The following is a 16190-nucleotide window of genomic DNA, read 5'->3' on the forward strand; positions in this document are numbered from 1 at the left end:
ATCGCTTGTTTTATTTTGGTTCAAAAGCGGCCAAGAAAGAATGGGGCATAGCATAATATGCCAGCATCGTTTTAGCAAACAGTTTTATAAACAATTTATGAGAAAATTGGTCCTACCGAAAACACCACTGAAAGCTACAGCTAAAGGCGAGGTGAGTTTGATATTTTTTCGCGCAGTAACAGTGAGTTAGATCATCATACAAACAAAGACACTACCAGCGACAATCTGCCACATCCGCAGCTACCAGTCATTGGGTATGTGGTAAAACACGAGCACGAAGTCTACCCACGCACAAACAAGAGTGTGACCAAAATAAAACACACCGTAAACGAAACTGATCGTGACCGCATTTTTCAGCATAAAAAAACCCCCATCCCTGCAATGGGGATGGGGGTTCGACACGAGGTCAGAATATGCAGGAGGGAATTACACGCCCTAAGCTTCTTCGGGCTCGGGGTCCATCATCAGCAGGTCAGCCTCCACGGCAGCCTCATCCAATTCCTTGTTCAGCACCTGCGACATGCGGGTCGCGTTCAGCTCGTTTTCCCAGCGGGAGACGACCACGGTAGCGACGCCGTTGCCGACCAGGTTGGTGAGGGCACGCGCCTCGGACATGAAGCGGTCGATCCCGAGGATGAGGGCAAGCCCCGCAACCGGGATGGTGGGGATGGCGGCAAAGGTTGCTGCCAGGGTGACGAAACCGCTGCCGGTGACGCCTGCGGCCCCTTTCGAGGTAAGCATCAGCACGCCCAGGATGGTCAGCGTCTGGGTCAGATCCAGCGGGGTGTTGGTCGCCTGCGCCACGAACACCGCGGCCATGGTGAGGTAGATGGAGGTGCCGTCCAGGTTGAAGGAATAGCCGGTGGGAATCACCAGACCGACCACGGACTTGGAGCAGCCGAGGTTCTCCAGCTTCGCCATCAAGCGGGGAAGCGCGGATTCGGAAGAGGAGGTCCCCAGCACGATGAGGAGCTCTTCCTTGATATAGGAGATGAACTTGAAGATGTTGAAGCCGCACAGCTTTCCGATGGTCCCGAGCACCACGAAGATAAAGAGCAGGCAGGTCAGGTAGAAGCTCCCCATCAGCATCCCGAGCTTGGTCAGCGAGCCCAGGCCGAACTTCCCGATGGTGAAGGCCATGGCGCCGAAGGCGCCGATGGGAGCGAACTTCATGATGATGTTCACGACGCCGAAGAAGGCGTGAGCCACATCGTCGATCATGCGGTACACCGGCTTGCCCTTCTCGCCCATGGCGGACAGCGCCAGGCCGAACAGGATGGCAAAGAAGAGCACCTGGAGGATTTCGCCCTTGGCGAAGGCGTCGACCACGCTATTGGGGATGATCCCCAGCGCAAAATCGGCGAAGCTGTGGGACTTGGCGGCGGTAGCCGTGTAGGTGGCGAGCCCCTTGGTGTCCAGCTTGGTGACATCGGCGTTCATGCCGACTCCCGGCTGGATCACGTTGATCACCATGAGCCCGATGGCAAGCGCGAGAGTGGAGACCGCCTCGAAGTAGAGGAGCGCCTTGCCGCCAACGCGGCCGACCTTCTTCATGTCGTCCATGCCGGCGATGCCGGTGACCACGGTGCAGAAGATGATGGGGGTGATGATCATTTTGATCATCTTGATGAACCCGTCACCCAGCGGCTTCATCGCGGTACCGGTGTCCGGCATGTAATAACCGACCGCTACGCCGATAGATATCGCCGTCAATACCTGGAAGTACAGATGCTGGTAAAACTTCTTTGTTTTCATGGGCTCTCCTTTTACTGTGACTATTTCAACTTCAATGAAGCGTCATCGCATAAAAATCGCAGCGGCTCTCGACACCACATATCAGCAAGAGGAGTACCAATCATCTGTTTACATTTACAAGTTACTGTGAGAACACAAGAAAATAGTGTTTTAGAAGAAAAGGGGCACCGCAATGGTATTAACCAAAGTAAATACCATTGCGGAACAGCGACAAAAGGGACGTGAAAGCGGAAAGATAACCGACTTAACCATGGTTAAGGCCTTAACCTTGGTTAACACCATTGAGGGATGTGGTTGATATTGCATGAAAAGAGAGGGAATACTCCACGAAAGTCAGGCTCCCTCTGGGAGAGGGCCGGAGTGAGGGAAGGATGAAACTACTTGATCTTGATCTCGTTCCCAAGGTCCAGCTTGGGAACCAGGAATTCTCCCTCTCCCTCTGGGAGAGGGTCGGGGTGAGGGAACCGCAATGAGGGGAGAGAAGTGTTAACTACTTCCGCTTGAGCTTGAGCCGCTTGTTCAGCGCGGGGGCCGAGATACCCAAGAGCCTCGCGGCGATGGCCTGGACGCCGTTCGCGCGCGAAACAGCCGCCTCCACCAGCAGTTCGGCCGCTTCAGCGAAGGTGGGGAGGCGCTCGAAGGACTGGAACGGGTTCTCGTGCAGTGCGGGAAGCGGCTGCTCCACGCGGGAGCGGCCGATCGCCTTCAGGAAGCTGTCCATGGAGAGGATCCTCTCCTTGTGCAGACTAACCGCGTTGTAGACCATGCCGCGCAATTCGCGCACGTTGCCTGGGAAGCTGTAGGTGGCGAGGATCTGGGCCAGCTCCTTGGGAGGAGTCGGCTTCTTCTTACCCAGCGACTCCGCCGCCTGCTCCAGGAAATAGTCGAGCAGAAGCGGGATGTCGGCGGTCCGCTCCCGAAGCGGCGGGATCTGGATGCGATGCGTGCAAAGACGGTAGTAAAGGTCGCGCCTGAAAGCCCCGGCGGCCTCCTTGGCGGAAAGATCGCGGTGCGTCGCGACCACGATGCGCGCGTTCATCCGTTTCGGCCGGTCGCTCCCCAGCTGGAAATACTCCCCTTCCTGCAGCAGGCGCAGCAGTTTCACCTGCGAGGCGATGCTCAGGTCCCCGATCTCGTCTAAGAAAAGCGTCCCGTTTCCCGCCTGTTCGATCATCCCGAGGCGCGCCTGGTCCGCGCCGGTATAGGCGCCGCGCACGTGCCCGAATAGCGTGTCGGCAAAGACGGTATCGTCGAGCCCCGCGACGTTGACGGCGACCAGCGGCCCTTGGCAGCCGCTCAAGGCGTGCACGGCGCGGGCGATCAGTTCCTTCCCCACTCCGCTCTCGCCGGTGATCAAAAGCGGCTGATGGCTGGGCGACACCGCTTCGACGTAGTTGAACAAGTCGTGCATGCCGCGGTCGCTGGTGACGATTTCGGCGAACGCCTCCGGGTGCTTCAACTCGCGGGAGATCATCCGGTCCGACATGGCGCGGAACTCGTTGTGCAGTTCCAGCATCCGGATCGCCCTCATCGCCCCCCCAACCAGCCTGTCCTCCTCGTCGGTCTTAACTATGTAGTCGAAGGCGCCAAGCTTCATGCAGCGCACCGCGGTGTCGAGCTGGTTCATACCGCTCACGATGATGGTCATGATCTCCGGGTGGCTCTCCGCGATCTGTTGCAGAAGCGTCTCGCCGGAGATGTGCGGCATGGTCAGGTCGAGGAGTACCAACCCCACTCCCCCCCGGTCCAGAAGCCCCATCACCTCGCGGCTGTCCTGGCAGATGAGCACGTTGTTGATCCCCGCCCGGCTCTTCAATGTGAGCGAGAAGGACTTGAGCCAGGACGGCTCGTCGTCGACCAGCAGTATGCTGAAGCTGGGATACGGCGTTGACTTCATTTTCACGACCTCCTGGAAGTAACGGGAAGGGAAAGGGTGACCGTGGTCCCCTCCCCCGGCGTCGACGCGAAGCAGAGCGTCCCCCCGTGCTCCTTGACGATTCCCGCGGAGACGGAGAGGCCGAGCCCGGTGCCTCCGGTCTCCCGCTTGGTGGTGAAGAAGGGATCCACTAGCTGCGGCAGGTGCTCCTGCGCTATCCCCACCCCTTCGTCCCGCACCTCGATCAGCACGCTGTCGCTCTCGCTGTCCAGCGAGGTGGTAAGCGTCACCCCCTGGTCCCGGCCGGGGAGGGACTGGCAGGCGTTGAGCACCAGGTTGACGATGACCTGCTCTATGCGCTGCGCGTTGCCCAATACCGGCGGGAGGTTCCCCGCATAAAGCGCCTCGAACCTGTTGGTCGCGGAACGTATAGTCGGCTCGACCAGGCGCACGGCCCTCTTGGCTGCCGCCTCCACGTCGATCGGCTCCATGTAGCCTGCGTCGTCGCGCCGCGCGAAGTCCTTCAGATCGTTCACGATCCTCTTGATGCGCTGCGCCCCGTCCTGCATCTCCTCCAGGATGCGCGGGATCTCCTCGCGCATCTCGGAATACGGAACTCCCCCGAGCATGAAATCCCCCTCCTGCAGGTAGCGGGCTTCGAGGATCTCCTCCGCGTCCTCGTGCACGCGCCGCAGAATCGGGATATCAAGCAGCAAGAGGCCGTTGGGGTTGTTGATCTCGTGGGCGACGCCGGAAACCAGCGTCCCGAGAGAGGCCATCTTGTCGGCCTGGATCAGCTTGTCCTGGTGGCGCCTTAACGCCTCCAGAGCCTTGTTGCGCTCCGAGACCTCCTGCGCCAGCTCGGTGGTGCGCTCGACGACACGTTTGTGCAGCGTCTTGTTCCAAAGCGCGGTCCCCGCCAAGACCAGCAAAAGCGGCACCAGGATCATGGCGCCGTACTTGAGCGCCATCTCCCTGGTGACCCGGGGAGGCTCGTGCACGCCGAGCCACCTGTTGTAGATCTGGGCGTACTGGCCGGTCTTGATGACGATGGCGAGCCCCTCGTTGAAGCGGGTCAGAAGCTCCTTATTCCCCTTGGCGACTCCGTAGCCGTACTGCTCGCTCACCACGGCCTTTGCCACCGGAACCAGGTTGGTCAAGTGCAGTTCGCGGATCAGGTACATCCCCGGGAGTTGCGCCACCACCGCGTAGTCGTACTGACCCGAGGCCAAAAGCCTGAGGGCCTCCGCAGGCGTCGGGGTGAGCACCAGGTCCTTCCCGAAGCCTAAGAGCTTCAAGCGCTCGTGCATGATGCCGTCCTGGAAGACGATCACCTTCTTCCCCTTCAGTTCCTCCAGGGTGCGGACCCGTTTCGAGTCCCTGCGGGCGAAGATGGCGTGGTGCACCATGGCGTGGGGGGGCGAGAAGTCGACGCTCCGGGAGCGCTCATCCGAATAGGAGAGCCCCTGCAGGATGTTGATCTTTCCCTGCTGGAGACCTGCGCGCATCTCCGCCCAGCTTCCGAAGCGGAATTCCACCTTCATCCCCATCACCTCGGCGATCGCCTTGGTGAGATCCACGTTATAGCCTGCCGGGCGGCCGTCCTTGTCGATGAATTCGTACGGAGGATAGGAGCGGTCGCCGCCGACCACGATGGTGGCCGCGGGGTCGTAGTGGACCGGGGCGGATTGCTGCGCCTGAGCAAGCGGGGCCAGAGAGAGCAGCAGGACCAGCAGAAGGAGCGAGAAAAGCGCCCGGTTGCCGGCGGCGGGGGAAGGATTCGTGCTGAAAGGAGGGAAGAAACGAAACCTCGATGCGGGTTTTGGTGTGTCAGTGAAGACGCAGTGAGACACTGTGAATCCTTGTGCTTAAAAAAAGGGGGACAGGCTACTTTTTTAAATGAAAAAGTAGCCTGTCCCCTTTTCGGAGGTAAGGGCTACGGCTACGACAATATAGTATGCGCCGGGACAAGTCAATGAAGCTCATGAGAAAACAAGGGGACTGGCTCCGCCAGGTGCCTATCCCCCTTAGACAGTGGCAAGGGGACTGGCTCCGCCAGGTGCCTGTCCCCCTTGCCTCAGTGGCCTCAGGCGATCCGCTCCGCGAGAATCTCCGCCAGATCCCTCGCGGCGACGCTCCCCTCCGCGCCGCCGGTCTTGATGCCGTCCTCGAACATGGTTAGACAGAACGGGCAGTTGGAGACCAGCATGGGAGCGGCGGTTTCCTGCGCCATCTGCACCCGCGCCACGTTGATCCGCGTGCCGCGCTTCTCCTCCGCCAGGATGCGCCCCCCTCCGGCGCCGCAGCAAAAGCTCTCCAAGCGGCTCGCCCCCATCTCCGTTATGCTCCCGCCGGCGCGGCCGAGGAGCTCGCGCGGCTCCTGGAAGATGTCCATGTAGCGCCCGATGTAGCAGGAGTCGTGATAGGTGCAGGCAAAGGGCTCCGCCTTCAGCTTCAGCCTCCCCTGCTGCACCAGGTCATGGAGGAAGGTGGTGTAATGTTCGACCGGGATGTCGAAACCGAGGTCGCGGTAGTCCCTGGCGAGCGTATTGAAGCAGTGCGGGCAGGTGGTCACCACCCGCGGCACCCCGTACCCCTTGATCTTCTCGATGTTCTCCTGCGCCATCCCCTGGTACAGGTACTCGTTCCCGAGCTTCCTGGGGGGCTCGCCGCAGCACTTCTCCTCCTTGCCGAGGATGCCGACCCTGACGCCGGCGGCGGTGCAGAGTTTCACGAAGGCGCGGGCCACCTCCTGGTTCCTGCGGTCGAAGGAGGCGTAACAGCCGACGAAGTAAAGGACGTCGACCGCGGCTCCTTTCTCCATCACGGCGACGTCAAGGCCGTCGGCCCAGGCGCCGCGCTCGGCATAGGCCATGCCGAAGGGGTTGCCGTTCACCTCGTAGTTGGCCATGGCCACGCGCACCTCGTCGCCGGGGAAGGAGCCTTCCATGAGCGCAAGGTTCCTGCGCATCTCCAGTATCTTGTTCACGTGCTCGATCTCGGCCGGACAGATCTCCTGGCAGGCCCGACAGGTGGTGCAGTCCCAAAGGACATCCTCGGTGACGGTCCGGCAGAGGTCGGCCTGCGGCGTCGCGGCCGCCACCTCGCCTATCTGCAATACCACCTTCATGGGGGAAAGCGGTTTCTCCGTGTTCCAGGCCGGACAGCGGTCCTGGCAGCGCTTGCAGAGCGTGCAGGCATCGGGGTCGTAGAGATCCTTCCAGGAGAAGTGCTCCACCTTTGCCACGCCGAACTGCTCCGCCCCCTCGTCCTCCAGGTTGATGGTCGCAATCGACCCCTTAGGCCTTAAGTCGGTAAAGAGGTAGTTGACCGGCGTGGTGAAGAGATGGCGTAGCTTGGTGAAGGGGATGGCCACGATGAAGGAGAGCGCCAGGAACAGGTGCCCCCACCACAGGGCCTTGTGGGTCAGGGAAATCCGCCCCCAGTCCATCCCCACGAACAGTTGGCCGAAGAGCCCCCCTACCGGGGACCAGCGCGCGAGTTCCGGGTTGATCCCGATCTCCGTCGAGGCCATGCGAAGCCCCTCCACCACGAACCCGGTGACGAGGATGGCAAAGAGGAGGGCGTGCGCCAGGTAGTCGTCTCCGCTGGTCGGGAGCCCCTTCGGCTTCACGAACCAGCGGCGCACCAAAAGCCCCCCCAGCATGACGATCGCCACCAGCCCCGCCAGATCCAGCACCAGCGAATAGCCGCGGTAGAAGTTCCCCTGCAAAAACACCCTGTGGAACAGTGGCGCGGTGAAGTCGGCCTGCAGCATGATCAAGAGGGTCCCGATGAAAAGGAGCAGGAAGCCCCAGTAGAAAAATGCATGCAGCATCCCCGGCACGGGAACCCGCAGCACCTTCACCTGCGAAAACATCCCCTTTAGGAAGTGCCGGACGCGCTCGGGGAGCCGGTCCAGCCGGTCAAGCGGCTCTTTCCCCTGCCGGTACATGGGGAGACGCCTCCAAAAGCCCCAGGCGCAAGCCGCCAGGGCAATGAAGGCGAAGAGGTACATCACCCAGATCAGGGCGTGATTCACGTTCCAGTATATTTCGCGGGTGGCATGCATGATGAGACCTCTCTGGATCGGTGGGATGGGCGCTGCCTTTTGCGGGTGCTTAAGCGTGGTTGCGCAGCATCAGCTCCGCCGGATGGGGGGAGAGGTAAACCTGCTGCTGCAGATACTGCTGCCGGTACTTGTTGACGTAGTGCCTCAGGAGGGTGACCGGCACCACCAGGGGGACCAGGCCGTCGTGGTACTGCCCGATCAACTCCAAAAGCTCCTGTTTTTCCTCGGCCCCCAGCTCTTTTTTGAAGTACCCCATGATGTGCATCAGCACGTTGGTCTGCTTCTTCACCGTGGCCTGCAGCTCCAAGGCCCGCAGGAAAAGCTCCTGGTAGCGCTCCGCGAGTTCCGGCCAGGCGATCTCCTTGCCGCGCGCGACAAGCGCCCCCATTTCGCGGTAGAGCTGCGTGCTGTGGGACATGACCAATAGCTTTTGCCGGGTATGGAACTGCACCAGCTTCCCCAGGTCCGGTCCCTGCGCCAGGAAGTCCTTCCAGCGCCGGTAGCTGAAGACCCGCTCGATGAAGTTCTCCCGCAAAAAGGCGTCGGCGAGCCTCCCCTCCTCTTCCATGGGAAGGTGCGGGAAACGCCTGGCCACGGCGGCCGCGAAAAGGCCGCTGCCGGTCTTCGACGGCACGCCGGCTTGGTCGTAGACCTTGACCCGGAACAGGCCGGAACTGGGGGAGCCCTTCTTGAAGATGAAGCCGCAGAGATCCTCCAAGGCCAACGCCTCCACCTTGGCCCGGCAAAAGGCCAGCATCTGCTCGGTCTTGTCCGCCCGGCTCTTGTGGGTGAAAAGCCTGGGCGCCGCAGGATCCCCCTCCAGCCGCATCGCCTCGCGCGGCACGGGCATGCCGCACTCCACCTCCGGACAGACCGGGACGAAGAGGAAGAACCTGCCCAGCACGTCCGTGATGTAGCGGTCATGCTTGTGCCCTCCGTCATAGCGGACCTTCTCACCCAGAAGGCACGAACTCACACCGATCTTTATAGGTGAAGTCATTAAAACTCTCCTTGCATGGCAGATTCGACGAAGGCACATGATACCACAGTAGCAGCCGGTGCGACAGGATCAGTGGGGACTAACTTCAGCTCTATCTGCAGTGGCTATGAGTGCTGCTGTGTCGCCTGCGGATGGTTCAATTAAAGCTACGGCAGCACCACACCGATAAGATGTTATGAAACAAGCAATTCCAGCAAAACAGCTCTGACACAAAACGTTGAACCGTCACCTGTATCCTGTTATAAGCATCGATAGGTTCATACTCTGCTGACAGTGCTGAGCCTTTTCCACCTTTCCGAGGAGGGCCGATGTTTCATTCGCTTCAGAACTGGCAGACATTGTTCGACAGCATGTCCCAGGGCATGTTCTGCCAGAACGCGGAGGGAAGCCCCGTCGAGGCAAATGCATCGGCACTTTCCCTTCTGGGCCTGGACCGCGAAGCGTTCATGGCGCACACCCCGCAAAAGCCGCAATGGCGCCTCCTCGCTCAGGACGGAGGCGACCTTCCCCCGGAACAACACCCGGCCTCCGTAGCGCTTACTAAAGGAGAGGCCGTAACCGGCTTCACCGCCGGCATCTACACCCCCCACAATGACGCCACGATCTGGGTAAAGATCGATGCCATCCCGATCCAGCAGGGACTTGTCTGCGTCGTCCTGAACGACATAACCCAAGAAAAGCTGATAAAGGAGCAGGAACACCAGGCCGCGCTGCAGTACGAGCTTCTTGCCAATACCTCCATGGACGGCTTCTGGGTCGTCGACATGGAAGGAGAGATCCTCTCGGTGAACGAAGCCGCCTGCCGCATGTACGGCTACAGCCGCGACGAGTTCAGTTCCATGTTCGTCTACGAGATCGAGGCGCGGGAGGACCGCCACGAGGTCAGGCAGCATACAGAGAAGGTAGCTGCGACACGCTACGACCGCTTCGAGACCGTACACCGCACGAAGGACGGCACCCTGATCGAAGTGGAGGTGAGCACCACCTTCATGCCGCAGAACAGGCGGTTCCTCACCTTCTTGCAGGACATAACCAGCAAGAAGGACGCGGAAAGAGCCCTTCAGCAAAGCGAGGAGAAGTACCGCTCGCTGTTCGACAACATGCTGAACGGCTTCGCCTACTGCAAGATGATCCTTGACTCCGATCTCCCCATGGACTTCGTCTTCCTGGAAGTGAACCAGAGCTTCGAGAAGCTGACGGGGCTGCGCGAGGTGAAGGGGAAGCGGATGAGCGAGGTGCTGCCGGGGGTCGGCAACTCGGACCCGGAGCTTCTCGCCGCCTTCAGGCGCGTCGCCCTGAGCGGGGAGCCCGAGCAAGTGGAGTACTTCCTCTGCGCCATCAACGAGTGGCTGGCCGTCTCCGTGTACAGCCCGGAACCGGGGTGCTTCGTCGCGGTCTTCGACGTGATAACCAAGCGCAAGAGGACCGAGGAGTGCCTGGCATTCCTGGCCCAGGCGGTCTCCGAACCGGGTGAGCAGTTCTTCCACCGGCTGGCGAAATACCTGGCGCAAGCCCTCGACATGGAATTCATCTGCATCGACCAGCTGGAGGAGGGGAACCAGTACGCGCGCACCCTCGCGGTCTACTTCGACGGCAGCTTCGAGGACAACATCCGCTACACCCTGCGGGACACCCCCTGCGGCGAGGTGGTGGGAAACAGCGTCTGCTGCTACCGCCAGGGGGTGCGCCACCTCTTTCCGACCGACACCTTGCTGCAGGAGATCAAGGCGGAGAGCTACATGGGGACTGTACTTTGGGGATCCAACGGCGTGCCGATAGGGTTGATCGCTGCCATCGGCAAGAAGCCCTTGGGAAACCGGGACCTGCCTCAGGAAATCTTCCAGATGGTCAGCTCGCGTGCCGCGGCGGAGATGGAGCGCGGCCTGCACGAAGAGGAGCGGCTGAGGCTGGAGCATCAGCTTTTGCACGCGCAGAAGCTGGAAAGCCTGGGCATCCTTGCCGGCGGCATCGCGCACGACTTCAACAACATCCTCACCGGCATCCTGGGGAATTCCAGCCTCGGGCTTATGCGCATAGACCCAGACTCTCCCGCCGCCGAAAACCTGCAGAACATCGAGAAGGCCGCCGTCAGGGCGGCTGACCTGGCCAAGCAGATGCTCGCCTACTCCGGCAAGGGGATGTTCGTCGTGGAACCGGTGAACCTCAACCTGCTGCTGGAAGAGATGATCCACCTGCTGGAAGTCTCGGTATCGAAAAAGGCGGAGCTGAAGCTCTCCCTGGCCCAGGAGCTCCCTCCGGTGCAGGCCGATCCGACGCAGCTGCGCCAGATCGTGATGAACCTGGTCATCAACGCTTCGGAGGCCACCGGAGAGCAGGGGGGGACCATATCGATCAGCACCGGATACCGGTATTTCGATCAGAGCTACCTGAAAGAGGCCTGGTTCGACTGCGAGCTCGCCGAAGGGGAGTTCGTCTTCCTGCAGGTGGCGGATACCGGCTGCGGCATGGACGAGAGCACGCTTTTGCGCATCTTCGACCCCTTTTTCACCACCAAATTCACCGGTCGCGGGCTCGGCATGTCGGCGGTACTCGGTATCATCAGGGGGCACAAGGGCGCCATCAAGGTGCAAAGCAAGACCGGGGAGGGAACAACCTTCACCGTGCTGCTTCCGGCGAGCGACCTCCCGGTGCTGGTGAAGGAAGCCGACCAGAAGATGGACAACTGGCAGGGGAGCGGGACCATCCTTCTGGTCGACGACGAGGAGACCATCTGCGACATCGGGGCGATGATGCTGGGGCAGTTGGGATACGAGGTGGTGACGGCGCTTTCCGGCAGCAGTGCGCTGCAGACCTACCGGTCGCGGCCGGATATCAAATTCGTGATCCTGGATCTCACCATGCCGCAGATGGACGGGGAGCAGACCTTCGACGCGCTGAGAGCGCTCGACCCAGAGGTGAAGGTGATCATGTCCAGCGGCTACAGTGCCCAGGAAGTAACCGGGAAGTTCACCGGAACCGGTCTGCTCGATTTCATCCAGAAGCCGTACAGCATGCAGGCCCTTCTCGAAGTGATGAAGAGGTGCGACAGGTAAGCCGGAGGCGTAATCAGGGAATACCGAGGAACCAGGGTGCTCTTCCCTCGAAGGACTAGGCGGGGCTATTGCGTCCCCCCCTTCGCCAAGGGGGGCCTGCCCCCCGAAGCGGTAGCTCAGCGAAGGGGGGACAGGGGGGATTTGCTGGTAATGGGGGGATTTTGAAGTAGCGGTCAGCTGTGAATACTTCCCTTAAGCCCGAACTGCTCCTGCACCTGGGCAGGCGCCTCCTCGAACCCCTGGAACTCCATGGTATAGCTCCCCCGCCCCTTGCTGGCGCTTCTAAGCTCGGTCATGTAGCCGAACATCTCCGCCAGCGGCACCGTGGCCTTCACCAGCTCCAGTTCGCCCCTGCGGTCGAGCCCCTCCACCCTCCCGCGCTTTTGCTGCAGCCCCCCGAGCACCTTTCCCAGGTACTCTGCCGGCGTCTCCAGTTCCAGCTTCATGATCGGTTCCAGCAGGTACGGCTCCGCTTCCCGCGCCGCGAGCGCCAAGCCGCGTTGCGCCGCCGCACTCAGCGTCTGCTCGCCGGGTACCGGCATCCCCGGATCCACCGGCAGCTCCAAAACCCGCACTTCCAGATCGGTCAGGGCGTACCCGGTCCGCCCCCCCCCTGACATCCCTGCAAAAGACTCTGTTCCACCGTTGCCAGCAGTTCGGCAGTTATAGGCGGCGCCGGTTGCGGCAAGACGATGCGGACCCCGCTTCCGCGCGAAAGAGGGACCAGACGCAGCAGGATCTCCGCCCTCTCCTGCCGCTTCTCGGTCAGGGCCTGAAACACCTCGCGCCGTTCGACCTCTCGCCTGAGCGCCTCCCGGAACACCACCCGCGGCCTTCCCGTTTTCACCTGCACCCCGTACTCGCGACGCAGACGATCGATGACCACCTCTAGATGCAGCTCCCCCATCCCGGTGAGAATCGTCTGTCCCGTCTCCTGGTCCTCGTGCACCCGGAAGGTCGGGTCCTCCCACTGGAAGTACTCCAGGGAAGTGAGAAGTCCCGCCCGGTCCTCGACCCCCTTGGCCTCCACCGCGATGGACACCACCGGCTCGGGCACGGTCATCCCCTCAAGAACCAGGGGATGCGCAGGATCGCAAAGGGTATCGCCGGTCAAGGTCGACTGGCAGCCAGTGACGGCGACGATGTCGCCTGCGGCCGCCTCGGCTACCTCCTCGCGCTTGTGGGCGTGCATGTGGAACAGGTGCCGGACCCGTTCGCTGTTGCCCCGGGTCGCGTTCAAAAGCGATGCCCCCGCCTTTATGGTCCCGCTGTAGATGCGCAGGTAGGTCAGCCGCCGTCCCTCCTCCGCCATTACCTTGAAGGCAAGTGCGGCCAGCGGGCGCTCCGGGTCGCACAGGACCGGCTCGGGATCACTGCCGCCGGGCTTGCGCGCCACCAGCGATGCCACCTCGCTTGGGGAGGGGAGATAAAGGCAAACAGCATCGAGCACCGGCTGTACCCCTTTGTTCCTGAGCGCAGAACCGAAGAGCACCGGAAAGACCTGGCAGGTAAGGGTCCCCTGCCGCAGCGCCTCCCTTAAAAGCGACGTCTCCACCTTCGCCCCCTCCAAAAACGCCGCCATCACCCGGTCGTCGAAATCCGCTGCTATCTCCGTCAACTGCAGCCGCGCCTCTCGCACCGCCTCGACGGCCTCCTGCGGCACCGCTCCACTCACCATCGTCCTTCCCTGGTCCTGCTCCGAAAAGGTCAAAAACTCTTCAGTGAGGAGGTCGATCACTCCCGAGAAGCCGGCTTCGGCACCGAAAGGGAGTTGCAGCAGCACCGGCCGTGCCCCGAGTCGCTGCTCCATCTGGGAGAGGACGTTTCGGTAATCCGCCCCCATGCGATCCATCTTGTTGATGAGGCAGACGCGCGGGACACGGTAGCGGTCCGCCTGGCGCCAGACCAGTTCGCTTTGCGGCTGTACCCCCTCGACCGCGCTGAAGATGGCCACCGCTCCGTCCAAGACGCGCACGCTCCGCTCCACCTCGATGGTGAAGTCGATGTGTCCCGGTGTGTCGATCAGGTTGAGCCGATATTCCCCCCAGCGGCAGGACGTGGCGCTGGCGGTGATGGTGATGCCGCGCTCCTGCTCCTGCGGCATCCAGTCCATGACCGCCTGGCCGTCATGCACCTCCCCCATCTTGTGCGTCTCTCCGCTGTAAAAGAGGATCCGCTCCGTAACGGTGGTCTTGCCGGCATCTATGTGGGAAATGATCCCGATGTTGCGGGTATGGGAAACGTCGATGGGTGAAATGGCAATCTCCTTTGCAACATTACTGGGGATAGACAAAAGCCCCGCGTCTATTCGCCCGGAAGCATCTGCCGGTACAGCCTCTCGGCATCCTCCCGGCGGCAGAGTTCCGTTCCGGGCGTCATCACCGCGGCGGTCCCGGCAGCCACCCCGAAACGGACGGCGTCACGCAGGGTATTCCCCCGCGCAAGGCTCAATACCATGCCGGCCACCATGGAGTCACCGGCGCCGACCTTGCTGATAATGGGAACCGTGGGGGGATGCAGCCGCTCCACTCCCGAGTCCGACACCATGAGAACCCCGGCCGCGCCGAGCGAGATCACCACCACCTCGCTCTGCCCATCCAGGACAATCTTCTTGGCAAGCGCCAGCACCCTGGCTTCGTCTTCCCCCCCCTCGCCTATCATCTCGCGAAACTCCCGGATGTTCGGCTTGATCAGGAAGACTCCCTCGCGCAGCGCCAGGCGCATGGGCTCGCCCGAAGCGTCCACCACCACCCGGGCGCCGTGCTGCTTTCCAAGGCGCGCTATCCGGGCATAAAAGTCCTGCGGTACGCCCGGAGGGAGGCTGCCGCTCGCCACCAGGTAATCGGGCCTTGCTCCGCCGGCAAAGATCTGTTCCAGGCAAGCCTGCCACTCCTTGGCGGAAAGATCCGGCCCAGGCATCCCGAAGCGGTACTGCTGCCCCGTTGCGGACTCCAGCACGATCAGGTTCTCCCTGGTCCAGCCGGCGACCTCAATCGGACGGTGCGTAAGCCCTTCCTGATCGAGCAGCAAGCGCAGCGTCTGTCCGCTGTGCCCTCCCGACGGATAAAGAGCCAGGGACTCCCCGCCAAGCTTCCGCACTGCCCGCGAGACGTTGATCCCCCCTCCCCCAGGCTCGAAAAGGGGCTCGCTGCAATAAAGCTTTCTTTCTGCCACCACATGATCCACCGTCGCACTCTTATCGATGGCAGGATTCATGGTTATGGTCACGATCGTTTTCATAGCGACAGCTCCTCGTCGTTAACAACGCTGACAGAGCAGGGGATTTGAGGAAAAGTTCAATGGTATCCGAAGGACCGCCGAAGTCAAAACTGGCACAGCGATAGGGATCAAGCTCAGAGGCTGCGTTTATTGCCGCATCTGCAGGTTCAGCAGCTAAAACCGAAAGCACGAACTGCAGACGCAGCGCAAGGAACGAAAGCTATTGACAAAGACGAATACTATATTAATTTCTTCTTATCTTTTTTCCACACCAGCCACTGCCAATTTTGTCATCGCGCCGCAAAACGCTGAGAGAAACAGGACGCATTGATTGCGGCAAAGCCCAACAGCAAGATCACAAGGGAATAATCCCTATCAACCGGAAAAGGAGGCAAACCAAGACATGAAAAAAGTAACCCTGTTGTTCGCCATGGCACTGTCAGCCGCTGTTGTTTTCAGTGCACCGCCCCAAGCCACAGCCGCGCAGGACTCCAGCGCCACCAAAGCCGACAACTCGAAGAAGAACAAGGAAGCGAGCAAGGGAGTCACCGCCGACCAGCAGAAGGAAAACAAGCCCGACCGGGAGACCACCAGGCAGATCAGAAGGGCCGTGGTCAAGGACAAATCCCTTTCGATCAAGGCTCACAATGTGAAGATCATTACCACCAACGGCAAGGTCACGCTGAAGGGACCGGTAAAATCGGAATCGGAGAAAACGACCATAGAGAAGATTGCCGAAGGGATCGTCGGCAAGGGGAACATAACCAACGAGATCGAAGTCGCGCCGCCGACGGATAAAGGCAAGGAGAAGGAAAAGGGCAAGAGCGACAAAGAGAAAGGGAAATAGAAGCCCCAGGAGAAAGGCCCCCTTTTTTCGGGCCAAAGGATCAAAAAAGGCTAGACCGCTTGAAGCGGTTTAGCCTTTTTGTATCTGGAAAATGTGTGGCCCTACTTGGTCCGTTTCTGCTTTTGGGCCAGGTACGCCTCCCATTGTTCCTTGATCTCGTCCGGAGCGTACCGCTGGAAAAAGCGTGGGAAGCACCTGGCGATGAACTTGTCCTGCCAGGTGAAAGTGGTAAGCCATCGCTGCGCCGGATCTGCCTTGGGAGGAGTTTTCATGCCCCTATTGTACCTGTAGAGACGGTAATAACCATCAACCATGCACACGGATTTAGCGGATAACGCGGATAACGGCAGATTGATCTAAACATAAAC

At 60.9% G+C, this 16190-nt stretch carries 9 protein-coding genes and 1 pseudogene; 2 read left to right on the forward strand and 8 right to left on the reverse strand.

Annotated features, from left to right (window positions below):
• Window positions 1-435: 435 nt before the first annotated feature.
• From GBEM_RS16090 to GBEM_RS16110, 5 genes are all read right to left on the reverse strand, one after another.
• Window positions 436-1755 carry a dicarboxylate/amino acid:cation symporter gene (locus GBEM_RS16090; RefSeq protein WP_012531656.1) on the reverse strand — a complete coding sequence of 440 codons (1320 nt, stop codon included), beginning with the start codon at window positions 1753-1755 and terminating at the stop codon, window positions 436-438.
• A 490-nt stretch (window positions 1756-2245) separates the two neighbouring features.
• Window positions 2246-3652: a sigma-54-dependent transcriptional regulator gene (locus GBEM_RS16095; protein ID WP_012531657.1), complete on the reverse strand. Its 1407-nt coding sequence runs from the start codon at window positions 3650-3652 to the stop codon at window positions 2246-2248.
• Window positions 3653-3654: 2 nt separating this feature from the next.
• Window positions 3655-5484: a transporter substrate-binding domain-containing protein gene (locus tag GBEM_RS16100; protein ID WP_012531658.1), complete on the reverse strand. Its 1830-nt coding sequence runs from the start codon at window positions 5482-5484 to the stop codon at window positions 3655-3657.
• Between the two features lie 233 nt (window positions 5485-5717).
• Window positions 5718-7703 carry a heterodisulfide reductase-related iron-sulfur binding cluster gene (locus GBEM_RS16105; RefSeq protein WP_012531659.1) on the reverse strand — a complete coding sequence of 662 codons (1986 nt, stop codon included), beginning with the start codon at window positions 7701-7703 and terminating at the stop codon, window positions 5718-5720.
• Window positions 7704-7752: 49 nt separating this feature from the next.
• Window positions 7753-8703: a YbgA family protein gene (locus tag GBEM_RS16110; protein ID WP_012531660.1), complete on the reverse strand. Its 951-nt coding sequence runs from the start codon at window positions 8701-8703 to the stop codon at window positions 7753-7755.
• 308 nt (window positions 8704-9011) lie between these two features.
• Between GBEM_RS16110 and GBEM_RS16115 the strand changes: the two genes are divergently transcribed.
• The gene (locus GBEM_RS16115; protein WP_012531661.1) at window positions 9012-11756 is read left to right on the forward strand and encodes a PAS domain S-box protein; all 2745 of its coding nucleotides are present in this window, start codon (window positions 9012-9014) and stop codon (window positions 11754-11756) included.
• 173 nt (window positions 11757-11929) lie between these two features.
• Here the strand turns inward: GBEM_RS16115 and fusA are convergent.
• Both fusA and GBEM_RS16125 read right to left on the reverse strand, forming a co-directional pair.
• A pseudogene (fusA, locus tag GBEM_RS16120) lies at window positions 11930-14019 on the reverse strand (elongation factor G).
• A gap of 41 nt (window positions 14020-14060) precedes the next feature.
• Window positions 14061-14996: a 1-phosphofructokinase family hexose kinase gene (locus GBEM_RS16125; protein WP_012531663.1), complete on the reverse strand. Its 936-nt coding sequence runs from the start codon at window positions 14994-14996 to the stop codon at window positions 14061-14063.
• A 382-nt stretch (window positions 14997-15378) separates the two neighbouring features.
• Between GBEM_RS16125 and GBEM_RS16130 the strand changes: the two genes are divergently transcribed.
• Window positions 15379-15822, forward strand: a complete 444-nt coding sequence (locus GBEM_RS16130; RefSeq protein ID WP_012531664.1) for a BON domain-containing protein — start codon at window positions 15379-15381, stop codon at window positions 15820-15822.
• 101 nt (window positions 15823-15923) lie between these two features.
• On the opposite strand, the gene GBEM_RS21535 is transcribed toward GBEM_RS16130, so the two are convergent.
• The gene (locus GBEM_RS21535) at window positions 15924-16094 is read right to left on the reverse strand and encodes a hypothetical protein (RefSeq protein ID WP_169308691.1); all 171 of its coding nucleotides are present in this window, start codon (window positions 16092-16094) and stop codon (window positions 15924-15926) included.
• Window positions 16095-16190: the final 96 nt, after the last annotated feature.

This window comes from Citrifermentans bemidjiense Bem, from assembly GCF_000020725.1.
GTDB classification, from domain to species: domain Bacteria; phylum Desulfobacterota; class Desulfuromonadia; order Geobacterales; family Geobacteraceae; genus Geomonas; species Geomonas bemidjiensis.